This is a genomic window from Mycobacterium sp. 852014-52450_SCH5900713 (genome assembly GCF_001667075.1).
Classification (GTDB): Bacteria; Actinomycetota; Actinomycetes; order Mycobacteriales; family Mycobacteriaceae; genus Mycobacterium.
Map to the genome: position 1 here is coordinate 18,314 of NZ_LZIL01000070.1, position 20,558 is coordinate 38,871.

Below are 20,558 nucleotides of genomic sequence, written 5' to 3' on the forward strand. Positions count from 1 at the left end.
TTCGCGATTCATCCGATGGCGTGGGCGGACCGCACGGCCTGCTCACAGGCCACCCGGACGGCGTCTTCCATCCCGGGCGGGCTCTGGCATCCGAGGCTGATCCGGACCGGGCCGTCCAGCAGCACCGTCCACCGCACGTGATGGCCGGCGCGGACCTCGCGGTACGTCACCGCCGTCCTGCCGGCGCTGGTCCCGGAGGGATTGAAATCGACAAACACACCTGCGGGCTCGGCGTCGATCGCGCGTTTCAACCGCTCGGCCGTGCCACTCAGCGTCTCGCCGACGACCGGCGACTGCGTGAGGTGCAACGCCACTTCGGGATCGGACGGGGAGGTGACCTGCACCCGCGCCGATCCCGGCCCGGCGACCACCCGCTGGGTGGGCCAATCCGCGGGCACCGTAACTGCGACCCGGCCTTCCACCAGGAATTTTGTCGGCACGGCTTCCGCCTGCGGCGGAATCACCGGGGCGTGCCGGTCCACGGTGACGACCGCCGGGGCCGCAGCGGCCAGCACCATGGCGGCCGCACCGAGGCCGCTCAGTGTCCGTGCGCGAGATCGGACACGATCGCCGGGTCCGCGCGACTCAGTCGGCTCGTCGTGATGGGACGCGACCGATCGGGCCAGCCGGGCCAGCCGGGCGTCGTCGATGCACACCACCGTCTGCCCGTTGCCGCGCGCGGCACCAGCGATCGACGCCGCAAGGGTCGCCGCCCCGGCCACGGCCCCAGGCGTGTCGATGAGGACAGTGACCGCGGGCGTGCCGGCGACGGTGGCCGCCACCTCGTCGGCGACAGGACGCGGTTGCGGCCGACGCGGTATGGCCACGACTTCGGCGCCACCGATCACCACCATCCGCTCGGTGATCTCCACGACCACCGTCGATTCCGCATCGGCACCGGCGGCCCGCGCCAGCAACCACGACCGGGGTCGCGCCAGCACGCGATCGAACACGGTCGCCGCTGCCGCGCTCACCATCCCGACACGCGACGACGACCACCAAGATGGATAGACCACGACGACGTCGTTGCCGCGCGCACAAGCCGCCGATCGCAGCGCGTCACGCCACAGCGAAGCAACGGCGACCGGGTGCTCGCCCACCACCGTGACCCGATCGTCTATGGCACCGAGCGCCGCCCCGACGATCTCGGACCTCTCGTGCTCGGCGACCGCGCTTGCCCCGCAACATAATCGGCGGACCGTGCCTGGCCCTGCTTCGATGACGATGCGATGTGCGTTCAAGGCGCACTCCAAGCCACCTGGACGAGCTGTTCGTCGCCCGCGCCGGTGTGCAGAACACCGCGTCCGGGCGGCAATAGCGCTGGGCGACCGGACCCGAACGGCACGTGCTCGCCGGGAGATCCGCTCATCATCAGTGTCGTGCAACCGAAATCACGTACGGCCGCGAGCAAGGGCTCGAATAACGCGCGCTCCGCCCCACCGCTGCGCCGCGTTATGAGCAGGTGCAGCCCCAGATCCGTCGCATACGGCAGATATTCGGTAATCGGCGCAAGCGGATTGCCTGCTGGGCCGGCGACCAGATCGTAATCGTCGACGACAAGGTAGATATCGGGCCCAGACCACCCCGACCCGGCTCGCGGCTGGGTCGGGGTGGCGTCGACCGGGGGCATTCGACGCCGCAACAGGTCGAGCAGGTCTGGCAGCATCCCGGCCAGGGAGCCCGGCGAGATGGCGTACGCCCCGAGATGCTCGGTCTCGACGACGCCGAGCAGCGAGCGCCGGAAATCGACGATCACGAGGTTCGCCTGCGCGTGGGTCTTCGTCCGGACTAACTCACGGCACAGTGTGCGTAATGTCGCGGTCTTGCCGCACCCCTTGTCGCCGAGCACGAGAAGATGGGCGTGCCGGTCGAATTCGCATGTCACCGGCTGCAGCCGATGCTCGTCGATGCCCAGGACGATGCGGTCGCCCACTCGGGTCACGACGGTGTCACGCTCTACTACCTTGGGCAGCACGGGTATTGGTGGCGCACGAAATTCGGTGGGACCGATCTCGGCCAGGGGTAAGGCCATCATCATGTGCGACCCGTCGCTGGAAAGACCGCGGCCCGGTTTGCCCTGGGGCACGTGTTGCGCCGCTTTTCGGTCCACCTCGGAATCGGCGGGATCACCTAATCGCAGCTCGATGCGGGTGCCGATTTGGTCCCGCAATGCGGGCCTGACCTCAGCCCACCGCGACGCCGACACCACCACGTGCACGCCGAACGAAAGACCCTGTGTCGCAATGGCGGTGACCGATGACTCCAGTATGGCGAATTGCTCACGTAGAGTCGCCCAACCGTCGACGAGAAGGAAGATGTCCCCGAAAGGATCGGTGTCGGGCGCCTTGCGCTGCGCCCGCAGCTGTCGGTATTCCGCCATCGACCCAATCCCGTGGACACTGAAGATGGCCTCCCGTGAACGGATAACCGACTCACATTCGGCAACGATCCGCGCCACGAGTCGCTGTTCGGCCCTTCCGGCGACCGCACCGACATGCTGGATTGTCCGTGTCGACGTCAGCGCCCCGCCGCCGAAGTCCAGGCAGTAGAACTGCACCTGCCGCGGGTCGTGTGTGGCTGCCAACGCTGTGATCAGCGTGCGCAGTGCCGTCGACTTGCCCGACTGCGGCGCGCCGACGACCGCCACATTGCCTGCGGCTCCTCGCAAATCGACCATCAGCGGTGTTCGGGACTGCTCGAAGGGCCGGTCGACGATGCCGAGCGGAACCGTCAGGGCTGCCGACCCGCGAGGAGCATCGCGAAGCACGGTGTGCAGCGCGGGCGCCGGGCCTAGCGGTGGCAGCCAGACTTGGTGCGCGGGCGGCCCGTGGCCGGACAACCGGTCCAGGACCGCGTGCACGGCCGTTCGCTCTGACGCCCCACCGGTCTCGATGGCGTGGATGATCTCGCCGACCCTCTGAGTCCCGAACGCGCGCACGGAAGGCTCAGACACGGGCGTCGCGGCCGGCGGACCGGCCGGCAGCGGTCCCGAAACGTATGCGGCGTGGAACCGGGTCAGCTCTCCGTCGCTCGTCCGCAGGTAACCCGCCCCAGGAATATTCGGCAGTTGATGGGCATCGAGTGTTCCCAGCACCGCGCGTGATTCACCGGCCGACAGGGTTTTCAGGCAGAGCCGATAGGACAGGTGGGCATCCAGCCCGCGCAGCCGACCCTCGTCGAGTCGTTGGCTAGCCAGCAACAGATGCATGCCCAAGGACCGGCCGAGCCGTCCGATCGCCACGAAAAGGTCGGCGAAATCCGGATGCTGGCTCAGCAACTCGGAAAACTCGTCGACAATGATGAACAAGGTAGGCAGAGTCGTCGATGCGGTGCCGTCCCCGCGCGCACGTTCGTACGCCGCGGCGCTGGCCACGCCCGACGCGCGCAAAAGCCTTTGCCGACGGTTCATTTCACCGGTCAAGGCGTCACGCATCCGGGCCACCAGCGGCGCATCGTCGGCAAGGTTGGTGATGACCGCCGCCACGTGCGGTGCCCGGGCGTAATCGAGAAACGTTGCTCCGCCCTTGAAGTCGACAAGCAGCAGATTGAGCACATCGGGCGGGTTTCGCGCGATCATCCCCAGTGCGATCGTGCGCAGTAGCTCAGACTTGCCCGACCCCGTGGCGCCGATGCAGAGCCCGTGTGGACCCATGCCGTTTTCCGCGGCCTCTTTGATATCTAGCTCCAGCCGCGCGCCATCAGCCCGGCTTCCGATCGGGACGCGGAGCCGATCGCGGTGGTCTTGGTTGTGCCACAATGCGACCGGATTGAAGCAGGACACCTCGTCGATGCCGATCAGGCTCGGCCAAGTCGCGGCGTTGTTGCCGCGAAAGGCCGTGCCGGCCCGGTACATCGCCAACCGGCGGGCACACACCAGCGCCTCCAAGGGGGCCAACCCGTCCGGCTCTGTCAGCGTCTGATCTTCACCTAACGGGCTTATCGTCACCGGTGCGCCGTCGCGGCCGCTACCGACTTCGACGACGGTCGCACCCGCGATTTCGGCGACGCTGTCACCCAGGTCGGTGATCACCACCGCGTGCGTCGACCGCACACCGGTGAGCGCGCTTCGCGCATCCCGCGCATTCCGATACACCATCCGCACGGCGCCCAACCCGTCGGCCGCGCTCGGGTGTTGGTTGTGCGGCAACCATTTCAGCCACTCCCAGTGCCTACGGTTCCGGTCGCTGATCGCGGCGACGATCAGCAACTGATCGGGAGGGTGCAAGACGGCAAGCTGGCAAATCATCGCCCGCAGCGTTCCCCGCGCCGCGGTCTCGTCGCCGTCGATCGTCACACGTGGGATTCCCCGCAAGCCGATCGCGACCGGTCCGACGATCGTGGAATGAGCGCGCAGGAAGCGTTGCAGGGCGGTGGTGGTGACCGGGTCGGCAGGTTCGCTGGTCGGCGGGGCTACCAGCCGGGTGGCCAGCGGCTGGGTGCTGGTGCCGACTCGGACTAGGCAGAAGTCGGGGTCGGTCGCTCGGCGCTCCCACATTCGGGGGCCGCCGATCAATGTCCACAGCGTGTCGGGGTCGGGGTGACTCCATGTCAGCGAGGAACGCTGTGCTTCAGCGGTTTCGGTGACGGTTGCGCGTAGCTGACTGAGGTATCCGAGGTAGCGGAGGCGTTCGCCTTCGATGCCGCCGCCCTGGCGGCGCCCGCGCACAGCCATCGCTGTCACCAGCGACGAGGCCATCATCATGATCGGGAAGCCCAGGAACATGGGGGTACGGTTGCCGCCCAGCCCCGACCCGAATGCCGCCGCCATCGCACTCATTCCGGCGACGGCCAGGAGGGCCGGCAACATGCGCAGCAGGCCCGGTGTCGGCGAAGACGGCGGGGCGGGCGGCGGATCGACAGGGAGGTCAGCGGTGGCTACTGCCGGTGGCTGGCAACGCGCCACGGGCACGAAAACTCGGGTCATCTCGTCCCCTCCCTCGCGCGACCGTAGGCAGCACCGAGGGCCACGACAAGTCACCTGTGGACAGTCAGATACCCGGCGGCCGAAACCTGGCTATTTTGGCGGCAATCCGACTGAAGGGGGCACCATTGCCTGCGACCGATCCGGGGCTGCGCCGGGTGTCAATCCATTCCGGCGCCACCGCCACCGACGTGTCCCTACCGGCCGAGATTCCCATCGCCATACTGACCCCGTCGATCGTCGACCTCCTGAGGGTCCGTGACGGCGACGAAGATCTGACCGCCAAGCGCTACCACCTTTCACTCCCTGGATACTCTGCTCTGGACCCGTCGAAGACGCTGGCGCAGAACGACATTGCAGATGGCGCAGTTCTGCTACTGAGCCAGCAGCCCGCCCCGCCACCCGTAACTCGTCACCACGACATCGCGGAGGCCGTGACGGAGGCGCTGGCGTCGGCTGCAGAACCTGGGACCGATGCCCGGAATCGACCGGCGGCCCGGCGCACCGGTACGGTCGCGGCGAGCTGCTCGATCGCCATCGGCGTGCTGGCGCTCATCCGAAATGCGCTCAGCGGCAACCCCGACCACGCGATCAACATGACGGTGGGCGTGGCGGCGGGCACGGGCCTGGTTGCGCTGCTGTCCGCTGTGGTTGTGCACCGGGCCTATCGGAATGCGGTCGCCGGGCTGGCGCTGAACGCGATGGCCACCGCGTTTGCGGCGCTCGCCGGTTTTCTGGCGGTACCCGGCCGCCCTGGCGTCTGCAATGTCTTGCTGGCCGCGACAGCGGCGACCATGACTTGCGTTTTGGCGATGCGGGCATCGGGTTGCGGAGTGGTCGCATTGACCGCCGTATCGTGCGTCACGACGGTGGTCGCCGTGGCCGCACTGGTGGGGCTGATCACCGCGGCCCCGCCGCGCGCCCTCGGCGCGGGCTCGGCGCTGGTGTCACTCGGCCTGCTTGGGGCCTCGGCGCGGGTTTCGATCGTGTTGGCGGGGTTATCGCCCCAGCTGTTGCCGCCATCGGACATGGACGAGGGCCAAGCAAGCGTGGCTCGCCTGACGGTGCAGGCGCGCCGCGCCGATGCGCGGTTGTCGAGCCTGCTTGCCGGATTCTCGGCATCGGCGGCCGTCGGTGCGGTCGTGACCGTGCTGGCCGGCGCATCGCGCCTGTCCTGCATGGCATTCGGCACTCTCACCGGCGGTTTGCTGCTCTTACGTGCGCGGTCCGGTGCCGGCATAAGGATGCAAACGTTCGCCATCGCGGGAATGGCGGTGGTGGGGACGACTTTCGGTGTGGCCGCCATGGGCACAACTGGCCACGGGCCGTGGGTCGCCGCCGCTGCGGCGACGCTGAGCGCCGCGGCGCTTTACCTCGGTTTCGCCGCTCCGACGATGTCGTTTTCGCCGATCGTTCGCCGCAGCTTCGATGCGTTGGAGTGGCTGGCACTGGTCGCGTTGGTCCCGTTGGCGTGCTGGATATGCGGACTCTGTGGCGCAGTCCGGGAATTGAACCTCAAGTGAGGACGTCGCGCGTCGTCCGCCTCCTGCCGGTGTCTGCGCTGGCGTGGCTGACGGTGCTGGGGCTGCCAGTGGCCCAAGCGGTTCCGCCGCCTCAGGTCGACGACAGGTGGTTACCGAAGCCCGCACGGCCCGCACCCACGCGGCCGACGGTGCAACGCGAGGTTTGCGCGAAGTTGACGACGGGATCGGCGCCTGACCGGCTCGCTAACCTCCTCGATCTGTCGCGGGTCTGGCAGCTCACCCGCGGCACCGGCCAACGGGTCGCGGTCATCGACACCGGTGTCTCGCGGCATCCCCTGCTATCCGATGTGGTGCCGGGCGGGGATTATGTGTCCGGGGGCGACGGGACCCAGGATTGTGATGCGCACGGCACTCTGGTCGCCGGAATCATCGCTGCCACAGCGGATTCGGGTTCGGCTGGCGTTGCCCCCGGAGCCACCGTGATCAGCATTCGCCAGTCCAGCGCTAAGTTCTCCCCCGCCGATGACCGGTCCCGTGGGGGCGTCGGTGACGTCGACACCATGGCGAAGGCCGTCCGCACTGCCGCCGATCTCGGCGCCTCGGTGATCAACATCTCCTCGGTGGCCTGCGTTCCGGTCGCGTCGGCGCTCGACGATCGCGCACTGGGCGCCGCGCTGGCCTACGCCGTCGATGTCAAAAACGCCGTCATCGTGGCCGCGGCCGGCAACGCCGGCGGAGCTGCGCATTGCCCTCCCCAGCGCTCAGACGCCACCTGGGAGACGGCCACGGTTGCGGTCAGCCCGGCGTGGTACGACGACTTCGTGCTGACCGTCGGTTCGGTGGATCCTGAAGGGGCGCCGTCGGACTTCACCCTCGCAGGCCCCTGGGTGGACGTAGCGGCGCCCGGCGAGGCGGTGACGCCGCTCGGCTCGGAACCGGTGTCCGGCACCAGTTATGCCGCGCCAGTGGTCAGTGGGCTGGCCGCGCTGATCCGGGCGCGGTTCCCGGTGTTGACCGCGCGGCAAGTGATGCAGCGCATCGAGTCCACAGCCCATCACCCGCCCTCCGGTTGGGACCCGCTCGTGGGCAACGGCGCGATCGACGCGCTGGCGGCAATCAGCACCGATGCCGGTCCACCCGGGACCGTATCGAGGCCTGCCCCCGCGACGATCGCCGCGCCGCCGCCACCCGCGCCGCAGAACGCACACGCGCGGAACACCGCGTTGCGCGGCGTCGCGCTGTGCCTCGCCGCGCTGGGGGTTGCGCTGGCCGCCGGTGTGGCCAGGGGGCGACTACGGCACCCCCGCGACAACGTCACGGCCGATTGACGCCTTCTCTCTGCTCAGTTCCGGCCCGGCCGGAAGGGCCCCCAGTACGGGCCACGGCGCCGGGTTAGCCGCCGGTAGCCCGAGATCATGTGCGGCGTCGTCGTCGTGGATCGCGAACCGCACCCCGCTGTCGGTGACCAGGTACCGCGTACCGACTCGCACATAGGCGTTTCGGCCGGGCGGCATGTACACCGCGTCCAGTGCGGGGCCGGGGCCGTCGGCCTGGGACAACGTCACGGGTGCCTGACCGGCCGGTATCGGCAGCCGAGCGCCGGTCAGAAACGTGACGCCCGATCGGCCGGGTGGCGCCGGTTGCCACGAGACGCACAAAGCGCTGCCGTCCGACAGGGTGGGGGCCCGGTCGGGGAAGCCGGCGACCGGCAGCACATCGACGATCGGAGCGGCGCGAATCGCATCGGGCGCCACCGTGACGGCGTTAGCGGTGCCCTCGGAATTGCTGGAGCGCAGGAGGTCGGCGGCCACCTGTCCGATCCGCTGAACCCCGGCAGCGACCACCGCGTAATACTCGTCACCCCCAGACCGTGTGATGCGCACCACGCTGCCCACCGCGAAACCGGGTAGCGCGGACGCCTTGTCGCCGGCGCCTCGGATAAGGGGTGTCCTGATCGATGGGGCCTCGGGGATGGCGTTCAGCAACGCCGCGGAGACGCGTCGCGGTTTGCGGCCTTCCAGCCGAAGCGCGCGCACGACCCCGACGTCGGCGACGTCCACCACGGCCCGCTTCCCGTCGTAGAGCAGGTAGGCCGGCGAACCCGAGGCTGGCGCGACCAGTGCGGCCTGCCCGGAACCCAGTCGCCCGGCCGCCGCGTCGTCGGTGCGGCCCACAACAACCGTCGTCGTGCCGGCGCCGTCGGCGTCGCAGATCGTCCAGGCCGCTTCGTCCGCCGACAACGGATCGCCGATGGAATGCGGCGCACCCGGGATACCCAGCAGCGGGCCGCGTTTGGCCCGGGCCAAGTCCGCTTCGGGCACCGGCCGGGGATTCGCCGCCACTGCCGCGATCAACCGCGCCGACGCCAGGTTCATGACGGGGTGCCAGGTATCGCCCACCCGTACGTACAGCGCCCCGGATTCTTGCCCCATCACCAGTTGGGCGCTGTCGAGCGCCGCCCGTGGCCGCAGCAAAGCAAGGAGCGCAGCCCCCGCGACGGCGACCGCCGCCAGCACGCACCCGATCGTCAGCGCCGCCGTCTGCGTACGCGAGCCGGCGCTGAGGGTGTGGATGTTCCCGCCCAGCAACGCGCACTCGACGCGACGCAGCAGGAATCGGTAGCCGCTGACGTGCAGCCACGTGGTGGGCTCACGCTGCACTGATTCCCCCAACCTGCGTAGTCGTTGCGCATACGCTAAATCGCCCGTCGGCGGGGGCGCTTAATTGATCCACAGGTCAGCGAACTTTCGAACCGTGCTTAGGGTAGGTAAAGTTACGGCGTGTTTTCCCACCGGTTAGGTCGCTGGGTGGGTCCGGGGGTTTCTGCAGTGGTTACCTCCGCCGGCCTGCTCTTGTCCCCCGCCGCGGCGCCGACAGCCTCCGCTTTCGACTGTCCGGACGTCGAGGTCATCTTCGCGCGCGGCACCAACGAGCCGGCCGGGCTGGGCCGCGTCGGTGACGCCCTGGTCGACTCGCTGCGCCAGCAGACCGGCCTGAACATCCTGCCCTACGGGGTGAACTACGCGGCCAGCAAGCTGCAGCTACACGGCGGGGACGGCGCTAACGACACCATCGACCGCGTCAAGAAGAGCGTGGAAACCTGCCCCAACACCAAGATCGTGCTGGGCGGCTACTCGCAGGGCGCGTCGGTGATGGACATCGTCGCCGGCGTCCCGATCGGCGGCATCAGCTGGGGCAACAAGCTCCCGGCGCAATACGCGGACAACATCGCCGCCGTCGTCACCTTCGGTGACGTGGCCGACCGCGCCGGCGGCACGCTGCCCACGCAGAGCACGCTGCTGGGTTCCAAGGCGCAGGACTACTGCAACCCCAACGACCCGATCTGCCACGCCGGCCCCGGTAACGAGTGGAGCGGGCACACCGAGGGCTACGTCCCCGTCTACACCACCCAGGCCGCGGCGTTCGTCGCCCAAAAGTTGGCCGCCGCCGGTCAGTCGAACCCCGCGTTCGGGCCGCCGCTGGGCCCGGTTCCGAACCAGCCCGGTGCCACGCCGTCGCCGGTCTACGGGCAGCAGACCCCGCCCGGGTCGCCGCCCTCGATCCACGGCGGAACCGGTCCGACGCCGTCGCCGGCCGCGCCGACCACGGTGACTCCGCAAGCACCTCTCGTCTGAATCGTTACCGGCGCGAGATCAACGCGCCCCTAACATCGTGGGGTGCGGCTCATTCCATTGACGCTGGGCGCCGGGCTGCTCGCCGGCGCCGCGATAGTGGTTGCTCCCCAACTGCTTCCGCAGGCCTTCGCCTCGTGCCCCGGCGTTGAGGTGGTGTTCGCCCGCGGAACCGACGAACCACCGGGCGTCGGCAAGGTCGGCGGGGCGTTCGTGAACTCGCTGCGCCAGCAGACCGGCAAAAGCGTTGGCTCATATGGGGTGAACTACCCGGCAAACAAGGACTTCCTGGCCGCCGCGGACGGCGCCAACGACGCCAGCAACCATATCCAGCAGATGGCGGGCAACTGCCCCAACACCAAGTTGGTGCTCGGTGGCTACTCGCAGGGCGCCGCCGTCGTCGACATCGTCACGGCCGCACCGATGCCCGGCCTGGGCTTTCGCCAGCCGCTGCCGGCCGCGGCCGCCGATCACGTCGCCGCCGTCGCCCTGTTCGGGAATCCGTCGAGCCGGGCGGGCGGGCTGATGAACGCCCTGACCCCGGAATTCGCCGGCAAGACCATCGACCTGTGCAATCCCGGCGACCCGATCTGCTCGGGCGGAAGCCGGTGGGCGTCCCACCTGAGCTATGTGCCCGGATTGACCAACCAGGCGGCCAGTTTCGTCGCGGCCAAGGTTTAACGGGTGCGCAGGTCCCGGGTGACCAGGTTGCGCGCCTCCAGCTGGTCATCGGGCGGATAGTCGACGCGGACCAGCGTCAGCCCGTGCGCCGGCGCGGCCGCGTAGTCACTGGAACGACTTGCGGCGGTGAGCAATTCACGACACCACGACACCGGGCGCCGGTGCTCGCCCACGGCCAGTAGCGCCCCGACCAGCGAGCGCACCATCTGCCAGCAGAACGCGTCGGCGCTGACATACGCGGTGATCAGGTCACCGTCGCGCGACCAGTCCAGGCGCTGCAGGTCGCGGATCGTGGTGGCGTTGGGCCGATGACGGCAGAACCCGGTAAAGTCGTGCAGCCCCAGCAGGTCTCGCGACACAGCGGTCATCGCGTCCAAATCCAGGGGGCGCGGCCACGCGGTGACATAGCGGGCCTGCTGCGGCTCCACCCCGTAGGGCGCCGTCGACAGCCGGTAGACGTAATGGCGTCGCAGCGCCGAGAACCGGGCATCGAAACCCGCTGGGGCGCGGGCGATGTCGAGCACGCGGACATCGGTGGGCAGGAACCGCCCGAGCCGGCGCACCAGGGGCTCGAATTCCGTTTCCCCGACGCGCGACGAGCGCGGGTAGGCGTGCGGCAGCGCGGCCGGCGGCACGTCGACGTGCGCAACCTGACCGGTGGCGTGCACCCCGGTGTCGGTGCGCCCGGCCGCCCGCAGCCGCATGGGCGCACGGAAGACCGTCGTCAGCGCCTCGTCGAGCACTCCGGCGACGGTGCGCTGGCCGGACTGAGGTGCCCAGCCAGCGAATTCCGTTCCGTCGTAGGCGATGTCGAGCCGCAGACGGACGGCGTCGTTAACTCTCGTCAGCCTCGTCGGCCTCGGCGGCCTTCTCGGCCTCGGCCCTCGCGGCAACGGCCTTGTCGGCCTTCTCCTCGGCCTTGGCCTGGGCTTCGGTGGTCTCGCCGGACTCCGAGGACTCGGTGGTCTCGGCCGGCTCGGTCACCTCTTCGGCCGTCGGGCCGACGGCCTCCTCAGGCTCGACCGCCGCCTGAGGCGCCGCCGCTGCCGCCACGGGCGCGTCCGACTTCTTGGTCGCCTTCACCCGGCGCGCCCGGTCGGCCTCCGACGTCACCGTCTTCTCCAGCACCAGCTGGATCACCGCCATCGGGGCGTTGTCGCCCTTGCGCGGCTCCACCTTGATGATGCGGGTGTAGCCGCCGTTGCGGTCGGCGAAGAACGGCCCGATCTCGTCGAACAGCTTGTGCACGACGTCCTTGTCGCGGATCTTCTTGAGCACCTCGCGACGGTTGTGCAGCGTGCCCTTTTTCGCGTGCGTGATCAGCTTCTCCGCGTACGGACGCAGCGCGCGCGCCTTCGGCTCGGTCGTCTTGATCTGGTTGTGCTCGAACAACGACGTCGCCAGGTTGGCCAGCAGGGCCTTCTGGTGCGAAGACGATCCGCCGAGGCGGGGGCCCTTGGTGGGCTTGGGCATTGCACTATCTCCTCATCGGGGGCCGACCCCCGTATCAGGTAGGGCCGGGACGGACTTCTATTACAGCTGTTCGGTTTCCGCGTAGTCCTGGTCGTCGTAGGCGCCCTCGGTGGACCAGGTGCCCGTGGCCACGTCGTAGCCGGCGACCTGCGACGGGTCGAAGCTCGGCGGGCTGTCCTTGAGCGACAGGCCCAGCTGGTGCAGCTTGACCTTCACCTCGTCGATCGACTTCTGACCGAAGTTGCGGATGTCGAGCAGGTCGGACTCGGTGCGGCTCACCAGCTCGCCGACGGTGTGCACGCCCTCGCGCTTGAGGCAGTTGTACGACCGCACCGTCAGGTCCAGGTCGTCGATCGGCAGCGCGAACGAGGCGATGTGGTCGGCCTCGGCCGGCGACGGCCCGATCTCGATGCCCTCGGCCTCGACGTTGAGTTCGCGTGCCAGGCCGAACAATTCGACCAGCGTCTTACCGGCCGATGCCAGCGCGTCGCGCGGGGTGATCGAGCTCTTGGTCTCGACGTCAAGGATCAGCTTGTCGAAGTCGGTGCGCTGCTCGACACGGGTGGCGTCGACCTTGTAGGTCACCTTGAGCACCGGCGAGTAGATGGAATCGACCGGGATGCGGCCGATTTCGGCGCCGGAGGCCCGGTTCTGCACCGCCGGGACGTAACCGCGGCCACGCTCGACGACGAGCTCGACCTCGAGCTTGCCCTTGTCGTTCAGCGTCGCGATGTGCATGTCGGGGTTGTGCACCGTGACACCGGCCGGCGGGACGATGTCACCCGCGGTGACCGCGCCCGGACCCTGCTTGCGTAGGTACATGGTGACCGGCTCGTCCTCCTCGGAGGACACCACCAGTCCCTTGAGGTTCAGGATGATCGCGGTGACGTCTTCCTTCACCCCGGCGACGGTGGTGAATTCGTGCAGCACACCATCGATGCGAATGCTGGTGACGGCCGCGCCGGGAATCGACGACAGCAGCGTCCGGCGCAGCGAATTGCCCAGGGTGTAACCGAATCCGGGCTCCAGGGGCTCGATGACGAACTGCGAGCGGCTGTCGGTGAGGACTTCCTCCGACAATGTGGGTCGCTGAGAAATCAGCATTTGTTTCTTCTTCTCCTTCTCGGCACCCGCTATTTGATGCCGTTAGGTTTCCGAGCCGGGCGGCTCGAAAGTCCGTTACTTCGAGTAGAACTCGACGATCAGCTGCTCGGCGAGCGGCACGTCGATCTGCGCCCGCTCGGGCAGCTGGTGGATGAGGATGCGCTGACGCTCCCCCACCACCTGAAGCCAGCTCGGAATCGGGCGGTCGCCCGCCGTCTCCCGCGCGATCTGGAACGGCACCGTGTTCAGCGAGCCGTCCCGCACGTCGATGATGTCGTACTGCGACACCCGGTAGCTGGGGACGTTGACGTGCACGCCGTTGACGCTGAAGTGGCCGTGGCTGACCAGCTGGCGGGCCATCCGGCGCGTGCGGGCCAGCCCGGCGCGGTACACGACGTTGTCCAGCCGGCTTTCCAGGATCTTGAGCAGCTCCTCACCCGTCTTGCCAGACTGGCGGGTGGCCTCTTCGTAGTAGCGGCGGAACTGCTTCTCCATGACGCCGTAGGTGAAGCGGGCCTTCTGCTTCTCCTGCAGCTGCTGCAGGTACTCGCTCTCCTTGATCCGCGCGCGGCCGTGCTGGCCGGGCGGGTAGGGGCGCTTCTCGAACGCCTGGTCGCCGCCGACGAGGTCGGTGCGCAGCCGGCGCGATTTGCGGGTGATGGGTCCGGTGTAACGTGCCATGATTTCTCCTAGACCCTTCTGCGCTTCGGCGGACGGCAGCCGTTGTGCGGCTGCGGGGTGACGTCGGAGATCGCGCCGACCTCCAGGCCCGCCGCCTGCAGCGACCGGATCGCCGTCTCGCGGCCCGAGCCCGGGCCCTTCACGAACACATCGACCTTGCGCACGCCGTGCTCCTGCGCCTTGCGTGCGGCGTTCTCGGCGGCGAGCTGCGCGGCGAACGGGGTCGACTTCCGCGAACCCTTGAAGCCGACGTGACCCGACGATGCCCAGGCGATGACGTTGCCCTGCGGGTCGGTGATGCTCACGATCGTGTTGTTGAACGTGCTCTTGATGTGCGCGGCACCGTGCGGGATGTTCTTCTTTTCCCGCTTGCGGGTCTTCTGCCCCTTCTTGGGCGCAGAGGATGCCTTCTTGGCTGGTGGCATGGGCGATTACCTGGCCTTCTTCTTGCCTGCGATGGTGCGCTTGGGGCCCTTGCGGGTGCGCGCATTGGTCTTGGTCCGCTGGCCGCGCACCGGCAGGCCGCGGCGGTGTCGCAGGCCCTGGTAGCAGCCGATCTCGATCTTGCGGCGAATGTCGGCCTGCACCTCGCGGCGCAGGTCACCCTCGACCTTGAGGTTCGCTTCGATGTAGTCACGCAAGTGGGTCAGCTGGTCGTCGGTCAGGTCCCTGGTGCGCAGGTCCTTATCGATTCCCGTAGCTGCCAGGATCTCGTTCGACCGGGTGCGGCCGACGCCGAAGATGTAGGTCAGCGCGATCTCCATCCGCTTGTCGCGCGGCAGATCGACGCCTACTAGTCGAGCCATAGGTGGCGTTTCCTCTTTTTCTCGGCGGAGGTCTTTTCCCAGCCCGTTCCCGCTTCGCGGGGCCCGGCCTCCGTCCGGGCGTGGGTGAACTGGCCCATATCTAGATATGCCAGCCGTTCAGTGGTGCTGGGAGGTCTGCATTCAGTTGTGTAGCAAGCGCTTAGCGGTTAGCCCTGGCGCTGCTTGTGGCGCGGATCGGAGCAGATCACCATGACCCGCCCATGCCGACGGATCACCCTGCACTTGTCACAGATTGGCTTGACGCTCGGGTTCACCTTCACGGCTGATCGATCCTGTTCTTTCTCGTTGTCAGATTCGGGCTTACTTGTACCGGTACACGATGCGGCCCCGGGACAGGTCGTACGGAGACAGCTCCACCACCACCCGGTCCTCGGGCAGGATGCGGATGTAGTGCTGCCGCATCTTGCCGCTGATGTGGGCGAGTACTTTGTGACCGTTCTCCAGCTCAATGCGGAACATCGCATTGGGCAGGGGCTCGACCACGCGGCCCTCGACCTCTATGGCGCCTTCCTTCTTGGCCATAACTTCTCGTCAAATCCTCGTCTTTGGTTTCGTATCCTTGTGTGCGCCTATACCGGCGCAGCATTCGCCCGACTAGAAACGTGAGCCAAGGGCAGGAAATTCCAGGAAATTCCTAAGACAGGGCACGCAAAAAGTCGGCGCGGATGACGCACCGTTGTCCCACGATACCTGGTCAGCGCCCTGACCCAAAATCGCTGGCAGCGAAATCCGACCGGCCGATAAACCGCCTCCTTGACCTGCCGCCAACGCCCTGACGAGGGCATACTTAATCCCGATGACGAGTCCCGCGAGCCCCGCAACCCTTTCAGTTCAGCCTCGCAAGCCGGTCCTGTTGACCGTCGACGACGATCCCTCGGTTTCCCGCGCGGTCGCCCGCGACCTGCGTCGCCAATACGGGGACCGGCACCGGATCGTGCGCGCCGAGTCGGGTCCCGACGCCCTGGACACGCTCAAGGAGCTCAAGCTGCGGGGCGAGACGGTCGCGGTGCTGATCGCCGACTACCGGATGCCGCAGATGAGCGGCATCGAATTCCTCGAGCAGGCGATGGACCTGTACCCGGCGGCGCGACGCGTGCTGCTGACCGCCTACGCGGACACCCACGCCGCCATCGACGCGATCAACGTCGTCGACCTGGACCACTACCTGCTCAAGCCGTGGGACCCGCCACAGGAGAAGTTCTACCCCGTCGTCGACGCGCTGCTGGACGCCTGGCGCGCGGCACCCGAACACCCCATCCCGCACACCAAGGTGATCGGGCACCGCTGGTCGGAGCGGTCCTGGCAGGTGCGCGACTTTCTGGCCCGCAACGGGCTGCACTACTCGTGGTTCATGGCCGACGACCCCGACGGCGAGCGGTTGCTGAAGGCCGCCGGTGAGGACGGCCTGCGGCTGCCCGTCGTCGTCACCGAACGCGGCGACACCCTGATCGAGCCCACCGACGCGCAGCTGGCCGACACCCTCGGCCTGACCACCACGCCGTCGCAGGAGTTCTACGACCTGATCGTCATCGGCGGCGGGCCGGCGGGTCTGGCCGCCGCCGTGTACGGCGCCTCCGAGGGGCTGCGCACGGTGCTCATCGAACGCACCGCGACGGGCGGTCAGGCGGGCCAGAGCTCACGCATCGAGAACTACCTGGGCTTCCCCGACGGGGTGTCTGGCGGCCAGTTGGCCGACCGGGCCCGCAGGCAGGCCGAGAAGTTCGGGGCCGAACTCATCACCGCCCGCACCGCCACGGCGCTCGAGGTCAACGGCCCCAAGCGCACCGTGCGGTTCGCGGACGGCGGTTCGGTCGACGCGCACGCCGTCATCCTGGCCACCGGAGTCGCCTACCGCCAGCTCCCGGCGGAGGGCTGCGGCGAGCTGACCGGGCGCGGCGTCTACTACGGGGCCGCCGTCTCCATCGCGTCGGAATGCGCGGGCGAGGAGGTCTACGTCGTCGGCGGGGCCAACTCCGCCGGCCAGGCCGCGATGTACCTGTCCCGCGAGGCCAAGTCGGTGACCATCGTTGTTCGGGCGCCGTCGCTGGACGCCTCGATGTCCTACTACCTCATCCAGCAGATCCGGCAGCGACCCAACATCACCGTGCGCACCTGCACCGAGGTGCGCCGCGCTGTCGGGGACGACCACCTGGAGCGGCTGACGCTGGTCGACAACCAGACCGGGGAGACCGAGGACGTCACCTGCGCCCGGATGTTCATCTTCATCGGCGCCGCGCCGCGCACCGAGTGGTTGGACGGGGTGCTCGCCCGCGACAACCACGGCTTCGTCCTCACCGGGCCGGACCTGCGCAACGTCTGTGGCTGGACGTTGGACCGCCCGCCCCACCACCTCGAGACGAGCGTGCCGGGCGTATTCGCCACCGGCGACGTGCGGGCCGAGTCCGCCAAGCGCGTCGCGGCCGCCGTCGGCGAGGGATCGATGGCCGTGATGCTGGTGCACCGCTACCTGGCGGAATCGTGACCGCCAAGACGCCGTGCGAGCCCGACGAGCTGCGCAGCCTGTTCCTGTTCGAGGCGCTCACCGACGAGCAGCTGGCGGTGTTGTGTGCCAACGGGCACATCGAGAACTACGGACCGGGCCCGATCTGCGTCGAGGGCGAGCCGGCGACCTGCTTCTACGTCCTCATCGAGGGCGAGCTGATGATGTCCAAGCTCTCCGGCGGCCAGGACATCGAAACCAACCGCACCTCGCAGCGCGGTGTGTATTGCGGGGCGTGGCGGGCGTTCACCGGTGGGAAGCAGAAGAGCTACGACGCCTCGGTGCACGTGACCAAGCCGTCGCGGTTCTTCGTGATGGACGCGCCGGTGTTCGCCCGGTTCATGAAGGACCAGTTCCCGATGGCGGTCCACCTGCTCGACGGCATCGCCGTCGGCACCGACCGGACCCGCCGGATCATCGACAACCGGGAGAAGCTGCTGGCGCTGGGCCGGTTGTCGGCCGGGCTGACGCATCAGCTGAACAATCCCGCGGCGGCCATCGCCCGTGCGGCGGCCGACCTGCGCGGCCGGGTCGCCGGCATGCGGGGCAAGCTGGCGATGCTCGCCGACGGCACGGTCAGTCCGGAGGCGCTCAGCGCGCTGGTCCACCTGCAGCAGGAGGTGGCCGAGCAGGTCGCCAAGTCGGCGTCGGAGCACCTGAGCGCCATGGAAACCGCTGACCGCGAGGACGCCGTCGGCGACTGGCTGGAAGACCACGGCGTCGAGGGCGGTTGGGACATCGCGCCGACCTTCGTCGAAGGCGGCATCGACACCGACTGGCTGGAGCGGATTTCCACGGTCAGCGAGGAACTCGCGTCGACCTCGTTGGAGGAGGCGATCCGGTGGATCAACTACACCATCGAGAGCGAGCTGCTGATGAACCAGGTTCTGGAGGCGAGCAAGCGGATTTCGGCGCTGGTCGCCGACGCCAAGCAGTATTCGCAGCTTGATCGGGCCCCGTTCCAGGTGGCCAATGTGCATGAGTTGCTGCGCAGCACGCTGGTGATGTTCGCCGACCGGTTGACCAAGGACCCGAGCAAGGAGGCCGGCAAGCACCCCGTGATCACCGTGGCCAAGGACTTCGACCAATCACTTCCCGAAATCCCTTGTTACCCAGGCGATCTCAATCAGGTGTGGACGAACATCATCGACAACGCGATCGCCGCGATGCGCGACACCGGCGGCACGCTGACCATCCGCACCTGCCGGGAGGGTGAGAACATGGCCCGCGTCGAGATCTGCGACACCGGACCCGGGGTGCCCGAGGAGGTGCGCGAGCACATCTTCGAGCCGTTCTTCACCACCAAGCCGTTCGGCGAGGGCACCGGCCTGGGGCTGGATCTGGCCTTCAACATCGTCGTCAAGAAGCATCGCGGGGATCTGCGCGTGGAATCGACGCCCGGCGATACCCGGTTCATCGTGCTGCTGCCGCTCGAGACGCCGCCGCCCGCGGAGGTAGACCTTCCGGAATAGCCGCACCACGCCCCCGGTTGGGAACAACCATGACCGATGCAGCGAGCAAGCCCAACCTCGGCCGGTTCGGATCGTTCGGACGCGGCGTGACGCCACAACAAGCCAAAGACATCGAATCCCTGGGCTACGGGGCCGTGTGGGTGGGCGGTTCGCCGCCGGCCGAGCTGGCCTGGGTGGAGCCCATCCTCGAAGCGACGACCACCCTGCAGGTGGCCACCGGCATCGTCAACATCTGGACGGCGGCGGCCAAGCCGGTGGCGGAGTCGTTCCACCGCATCGACAAGGCCTACCCCGGCCGCTTCCTGCTGGGCATCGGGGTCGGCCATCCCGAGGCGCACACCGAGTACCGCAAGCCCTACGACGCGCTCGCCGAGTACCTGCAGCAGCTGGACGACTACGGGGTGCCCGCCAACCGCCGGGTGGTGGCCGCCCTGGGCCCGCGCGTCCTCAAGCTGTCGGCCGAGCAAGCCGCCGGGGCGCACCCGTACCTCACCACGCCCGAGCACACCGCTCAGGCGCGCCAGTTGATCGGCCCGTCGGCGTTCCTGGCGCCCGAACACAAGGCGGTCCTGACCACCGACCCCGAGAAGGCCCGTGCGGTAGGCCGCAGGGCACTCGACATCTATTTCCAGCTCGCCAACTACCGCAACAGCTGGAAGCGGCTCGGTTTCACCGACGAGGAGGTCACCAAGCCGGGCAGCGACCGCCTGGTCGACGCGGTCGTGGCCTACGGCACGCCCGACGCGATCGCGGCCCGGCTGAAAGAGCACCTCGATGCGGGCGCCGACCACGTGCCCGTGCAGGTCCTGACGAAGGATGAAAACCTGGTTCCGGCTCTGGCCGAATTGGCCGGGCCGCTCGGCCTGAGCTAGCAGACGACGCACGAGGGGGACGTAGATGACCGAGCCAGTAGCACTCAAACCCGACCTGGGCCGGTTCGGCGTGTGGCTGCCCACCCGCTCCATCACCCCCGAACTGGCGGCGCGGATCGAGTCGCTGGGTTACGGCGCCGCCTGGATCGGCGGTTCACCGGATGCCGAGCTGTCGTGGGTGGAACCGGCCCTGGAGCGGACGACGTCGCTGCAACTGGCCACTGGGATCGTCAACATCTGGAACGCGCCGGCCCCGGCCGTCGCCAAGTCCTTCACGCGCATCGAAAACGCCCACCCCGGAAGGTTTTTGCTCGGCGTTGGGGTGGGACATCCCGAGCACACCCAGGAGTACGTCAAGCCGTACGACGCGCTGGTGTCCTATCTCGACGAGCTCGACGCGGCGATGGTGCCCACCAGTCGCCGGGTGCTCGCGGCGCTCGGGCCGCGCGTATTGCGGCTGGCCGCGCAGCGCAGCGCCGGTGCGCACCCCTACCTGACCACCCCGGAACACACCGCCAAGGCGCGCGAACTGATCGGGAACTCCGTGTTCCTCGCGCCCGAACACAAGGTGGTGCTCACCACCGACGCGGACGAAGCCCGCGCGGTCGGCCGCAGGTATGCGGACTTCTACCTCGACCTGAGTAACTATGTGAACAACTGGCTGCGCACAGGCTTCAGCGAGGCCGACGTCCGCAAGCCGGGCAGCGACAACCTCATCGACGCGGTGGTGGCGTACGGCACTCCCGAGGCCATCGCGCAACGCCTCAACGAACACATCGACGCCGGCGCCGACCACGTGGCGGTCCAAGTGCTCGACGCGGCCGACGACGACGAGGTGATTCGCGTGCTGAGCGAATTGGCCGGGCCGCTGGGGCTGACTGTCGCAAGCTGACCGACTCGCTCGGTTAGGG

At 68.4% G+C, this 20,558-nt stretch carries 18 protein-coding genes and 2 pseudogenes; 9 read left to right on the plus strand and 11 right to left on the minus strand.

Features of this window, described 5'->3' with window-relative positions; translation table 11 throughout:
- Positions 1-8: 8 nt before the first annotated feature.
- Together A5773_RS21440 and eccCa are read right to left on the minus strand one after the other, a co-directional pair.
- Positions 9-1,241, minus strand: coding sequence for a type VII secretion-associated protein (locus A5773_RS21440; RefSeq protein WP_066945958.1), 1,233 nt, complete (start codon positions 1,239-1,241; stop codon positions 9-11).
- Positions 1,238-4,924, minus strand: a complete 3,687-nt coding sequence (eccCa, locus tag A5773_RS21445) for a type VII secretion protein EccCa (protein WP_066945701.1) — start codon at positions 4,922-4,924, stop codon at positions 1,238-1,240. Before eccCa ends, A5773_RS21440 begins: the two co-directional genes overlap by 4 nt.
- Positions 4,925-5,049: 125 nt before the next feature.
- On the opposite strand from eccCa, the gene eccD reads away from it, so the two are divergent.
- Both eccD and mycP read left to right on the plus strand, forming a co-directional pair.
- A complete protein-coding gene (gene eccD / locus A5773_RS21450; protein WP_232001926.1) occupies positions 5,050-6,444 on the plus strand; it encodes a type VII secretion integral membrane protein EccD in 1,395 nt (464 codons plus the stop codon).
- On the plus strand, positions 6,441-7,733 hold the full coding sequence (gene mycP, locus A5773_RS21455) for a type VII secretion-associated serine protease mycosin (protein WP_066945704.1): 1,293 nt from the start codon (positions 6,441-6,443) through the stop codon (positions 7,731-7,733). Before eccD ends, mycP begins: the two co-directional genes overlap by 4 nt.
- On the opposite strand, the gene eccB is transcribed toward mycP, so the two are convergent.
- Positions 7,698-9,065, minus strand: a complete 1,368-nt coding sequence (gene eccB, locus A5773_RS21460) for a type VII secretion protein EccB (protein ID WP_066945707.1) — start codon at positions 9,063-9,065, stop codon at positions 7,698-7,700. The two genes, mycP and eccB, sit on opposite strands and share 36 nt — an antisense overlap.
- 120 nt (positions 9,066-9,185) lie before the next feature.
- On the opposite strand from eccB, the gene A5773_RS21465 reads away from it, so the two are divergent.
- Both A5773_RS21465 and A5773_RS21470 read left to right on the plus strand, forming a co-directional pair.
- Positions 9,186-10,040 (plus strand): cutinase family protein, encoded by an 855-nt coding sequence (locus A5773_RS21465; protein ID WP_066945710.1) that lies wholly within the window; start codon positions 9,186-9,188, stop codon positions 10,038-10,040.
- A 57-nt stretch (positions 10,041-10,097) separates the two neighbouring features.
- Entirely contained in the window at positions 10,098-10,718 is a 621-nt protein-coding gene (locus A5773_RS21470) for a cutinase family protein (protein WP_066945968.1), read from the plus strand.
- On the opposite strand, the gene truA is transcribed toward A5773_RS21470, so the two are convergent.
- From truA to infA, 8 genes are all read right to left on the minus strand, one after another.
- Positions 10,715-11,566 carry a tRNA pseudouridine(38-40) synthase TruA gene (gene truA, locus A5773_RS21475; RefSeq protein WP_232001934.1) on the minus strand — a complete coding sequence of 284 codons (852 nt, stop codon included), beginning with the start codon at positions 11,564-11,566 and terminating at the stop codon, positions 10,715-10,717. The two genes, A5773_RS21470 and truA, sit on opposite strands and share 4 nt — an antisense overlap.
- A complete protein-coding gene (gene rplQ, locus A5773_RS21480; protein WP_066945713.1) occupies positions 11,553-12,191 on the minus strand; it encodes a 50S ribosomal protein L17 in 639 nt (212 codons plus the stop codon). Before rplQ ends, truA begins: the two co-directional genes overlap by 14 nt.
- 60 nt (positions 12,192-12,251) lie before the next feature.
- Positions 12,252-13,295 carry a DNA-directed RNA polymerase subunit alpha gene (locus tag A5773_RS21485; protein ID WP_067785597.1) on the minus strand — a complete coding sequence of 348 codons (1,044 nt, stop codon included), beginning with the start codon at positions 13,293-13,295 and terminating at the stop codon, positions 12,252-12,254.
- Positions 13,296-13,370: 75 nt separating this feature from the next.
- Entirely contained in the window at positions 13,371-13,976 is a 606-nt protein-coding gene (gene rpsD / locus A5773_RS21490) for a 30S ribosomal protein S4 (RefSeq protein ID WP_066945719.1), read from the minus strand.
- Between the two features lie 8 nt (positions 13,977-13,984).
- Complete coding sequence (rpsK, locus tag A5773_RS21495) at positions 13,985-14,401, minus strand: 30S ribosomal protein S11 (RefSeq protein WP_066945725.1); 417 nt, start codon at positions 14,399-14,401, stop codon at positions 13,985-13,987.
- A 6-nt stretch (positions 14,402-14,407) separates the two neighbouring features.
- On the minus strand, positions 14,408-14,782 hold the full coding sequence (gene rpsM / locus A5773_RS21500; RefSeq protein WP_007167900.1) for a 30S ribosomal protein S13: 375 nt from the start codon (positions 14,780-14,782) through the stop codon (positions 14,408-14,410).
- Positions 14,783-14,949: 167 nt separating this feature from the next.
- Entirely contained in the window at positions 14,950-15,063 is a 114-nt protein-coding gene (gene rpmJ, locus A5773_RS25715) for a 50S ribosomal protein L36 (protein WP_003879483.1), read from the minus strand.
- A gap of 40 nt (positions 15,064-15,103) precedes the next feature.
- Positions 15,104-15,325, minus strand: coding sequence for a translation initiation factor IF-1 (gene infA, locus A5773_RS21505; protein WP_046182346.1), 222 nt, complete (start codon positions 15,323-15,325; stop codon positions 15,104-15,106).
- A gap of 274 nt (positions 15,326-15,599) precedes the next feature.
- On the opposite strand from infA, the gene A5773_RS21510 reads away from it, so the two are divergent.
- From A5773_RS21510 to A5773_RS21525, 5 genes and pseudogenes are all read left to right on the plus strand, one after another.
- Positions 15,600-17,285, plus strand: a complete 1,686-nt coding sequence (locus tag A5773_RS21510; protein WP_066945728.1) for an FAD-dependent oxidoreductase — start codon at positions 15,600-15,602, stop codon at positions 17,283-17,285.
- A gap of 182 nt (positions 17,286-17,467) precedes the next feature.
- A pseudogene (locus tag A5773_RS26795) lies at positions 17,468-17,593 on the plus strand (hypothetical protein); the annotation flags it as partial.
- An 840-nt stretch (positions 17,594-18,433) separates the two neighbouring features.
- Positions 18,434-18,775: pseudogene (locus tag A5773_RS26800) on the plus strand (sensor histidine kinase); the annotation flags it as partial.
- 29 nt (positions 18,776-18,804) lie between these two features.
- A complete protein-coding gene (locus A5773_RS21520; protein ID WP_066945733.1) occupies positions 18,805-19,647 on the plus strand; it encodes an LLM class F420-dependent oxidoreductase in 843 nt (280 codons plus the stop codon).
- A 25-nt stretch (positions 19,648-19,672) separates the two neighbouring features.
- Positions 19,673-20,539, plus strand: a complete 867-nt coding sequence (locus A5773_RS21525) for an LLM class F420-dependent oxidoreductase (protein WP_066945736.1) — start codon at positions 19,673-19,675, stop codon at positions 20,537-20,539.
- Positions 20,540-20,558: the final 19 nt, after the last annotated feature.

Excerpts from the sequence above, each read along its gene's own strand:
- eccCa (WP_066945701.1), bottom strand. The coding sequence starts at position 4,924 with ATGACCCGAGTTTTCGTGCCCGTGGCGCGTTGCCAGCCACCGGCAGTA.
- rplQ (WP_066945713.1), bottom strand. The coding sequence starts at position 12,191 with ATGCCCAAGCCCACCAAGGGCCCCCGCCTCGGCGGATCGTCTTCGCAC.
- A5773_RS21485 (WP_067785597.1), bottom strand. The coding sequence starts at position 13,295 with ATGCTGATTTCTCAGCGACCCACATTGTCGGAGGAAGTCCTCACCGAC.
- rpsD (WP_066945719.1), bottom strand. The coding sequence starts at position 13,976 with ATGGCACGTTACACCGGACCCATCACCCGCAAATCGCGCCGGCTGCGC.
- rpsK (WP_066945725.1), bottom strand. The coding sequence starts at position 14,401 with ATGCCACCAGCCAAGAAGGCATCCTCTGCGCCCAAGAAGGGGCAGAAG.
- rpsM (WP_007167900.1), bottom strand. The coding sequence starts at position 14,782 with ATGGCTCGACTAGTAGGCGTCGATCTGCCGCGCGACAAGCGGATGGAG.
- infA (WP_046182346.1), bottom strand. The coding sequence starts at position 15,325 with ATGGCCAAGAAGGAAGGCGCCATAGAGGTCGAGGGCCGCGTGGTCGAG.
- A5773_RS21510 (WP_066945728.1), top strand. The coding sequence starts at position 15,600 with ATGACGAGTCCCGCGAGCCCCGCAACCCTTTCAGTTCAGCCTCGCAAG.
- A5773_RS21520 (WP_066945733.1), top strand. The coding sequence starts at position 18,805 with ATGACCGATGCAGCGAGCAAGCCCAACCTCGGCCGGTTCGGATCGTTC.
- A5773_RS21525 (WP_066945736.1), top strand. The coding sequence starts at position 19,673 with ATGACCGAGCCAGTAGCACTCAAACCCGACCTGGGCCGGTTCGGCGTG.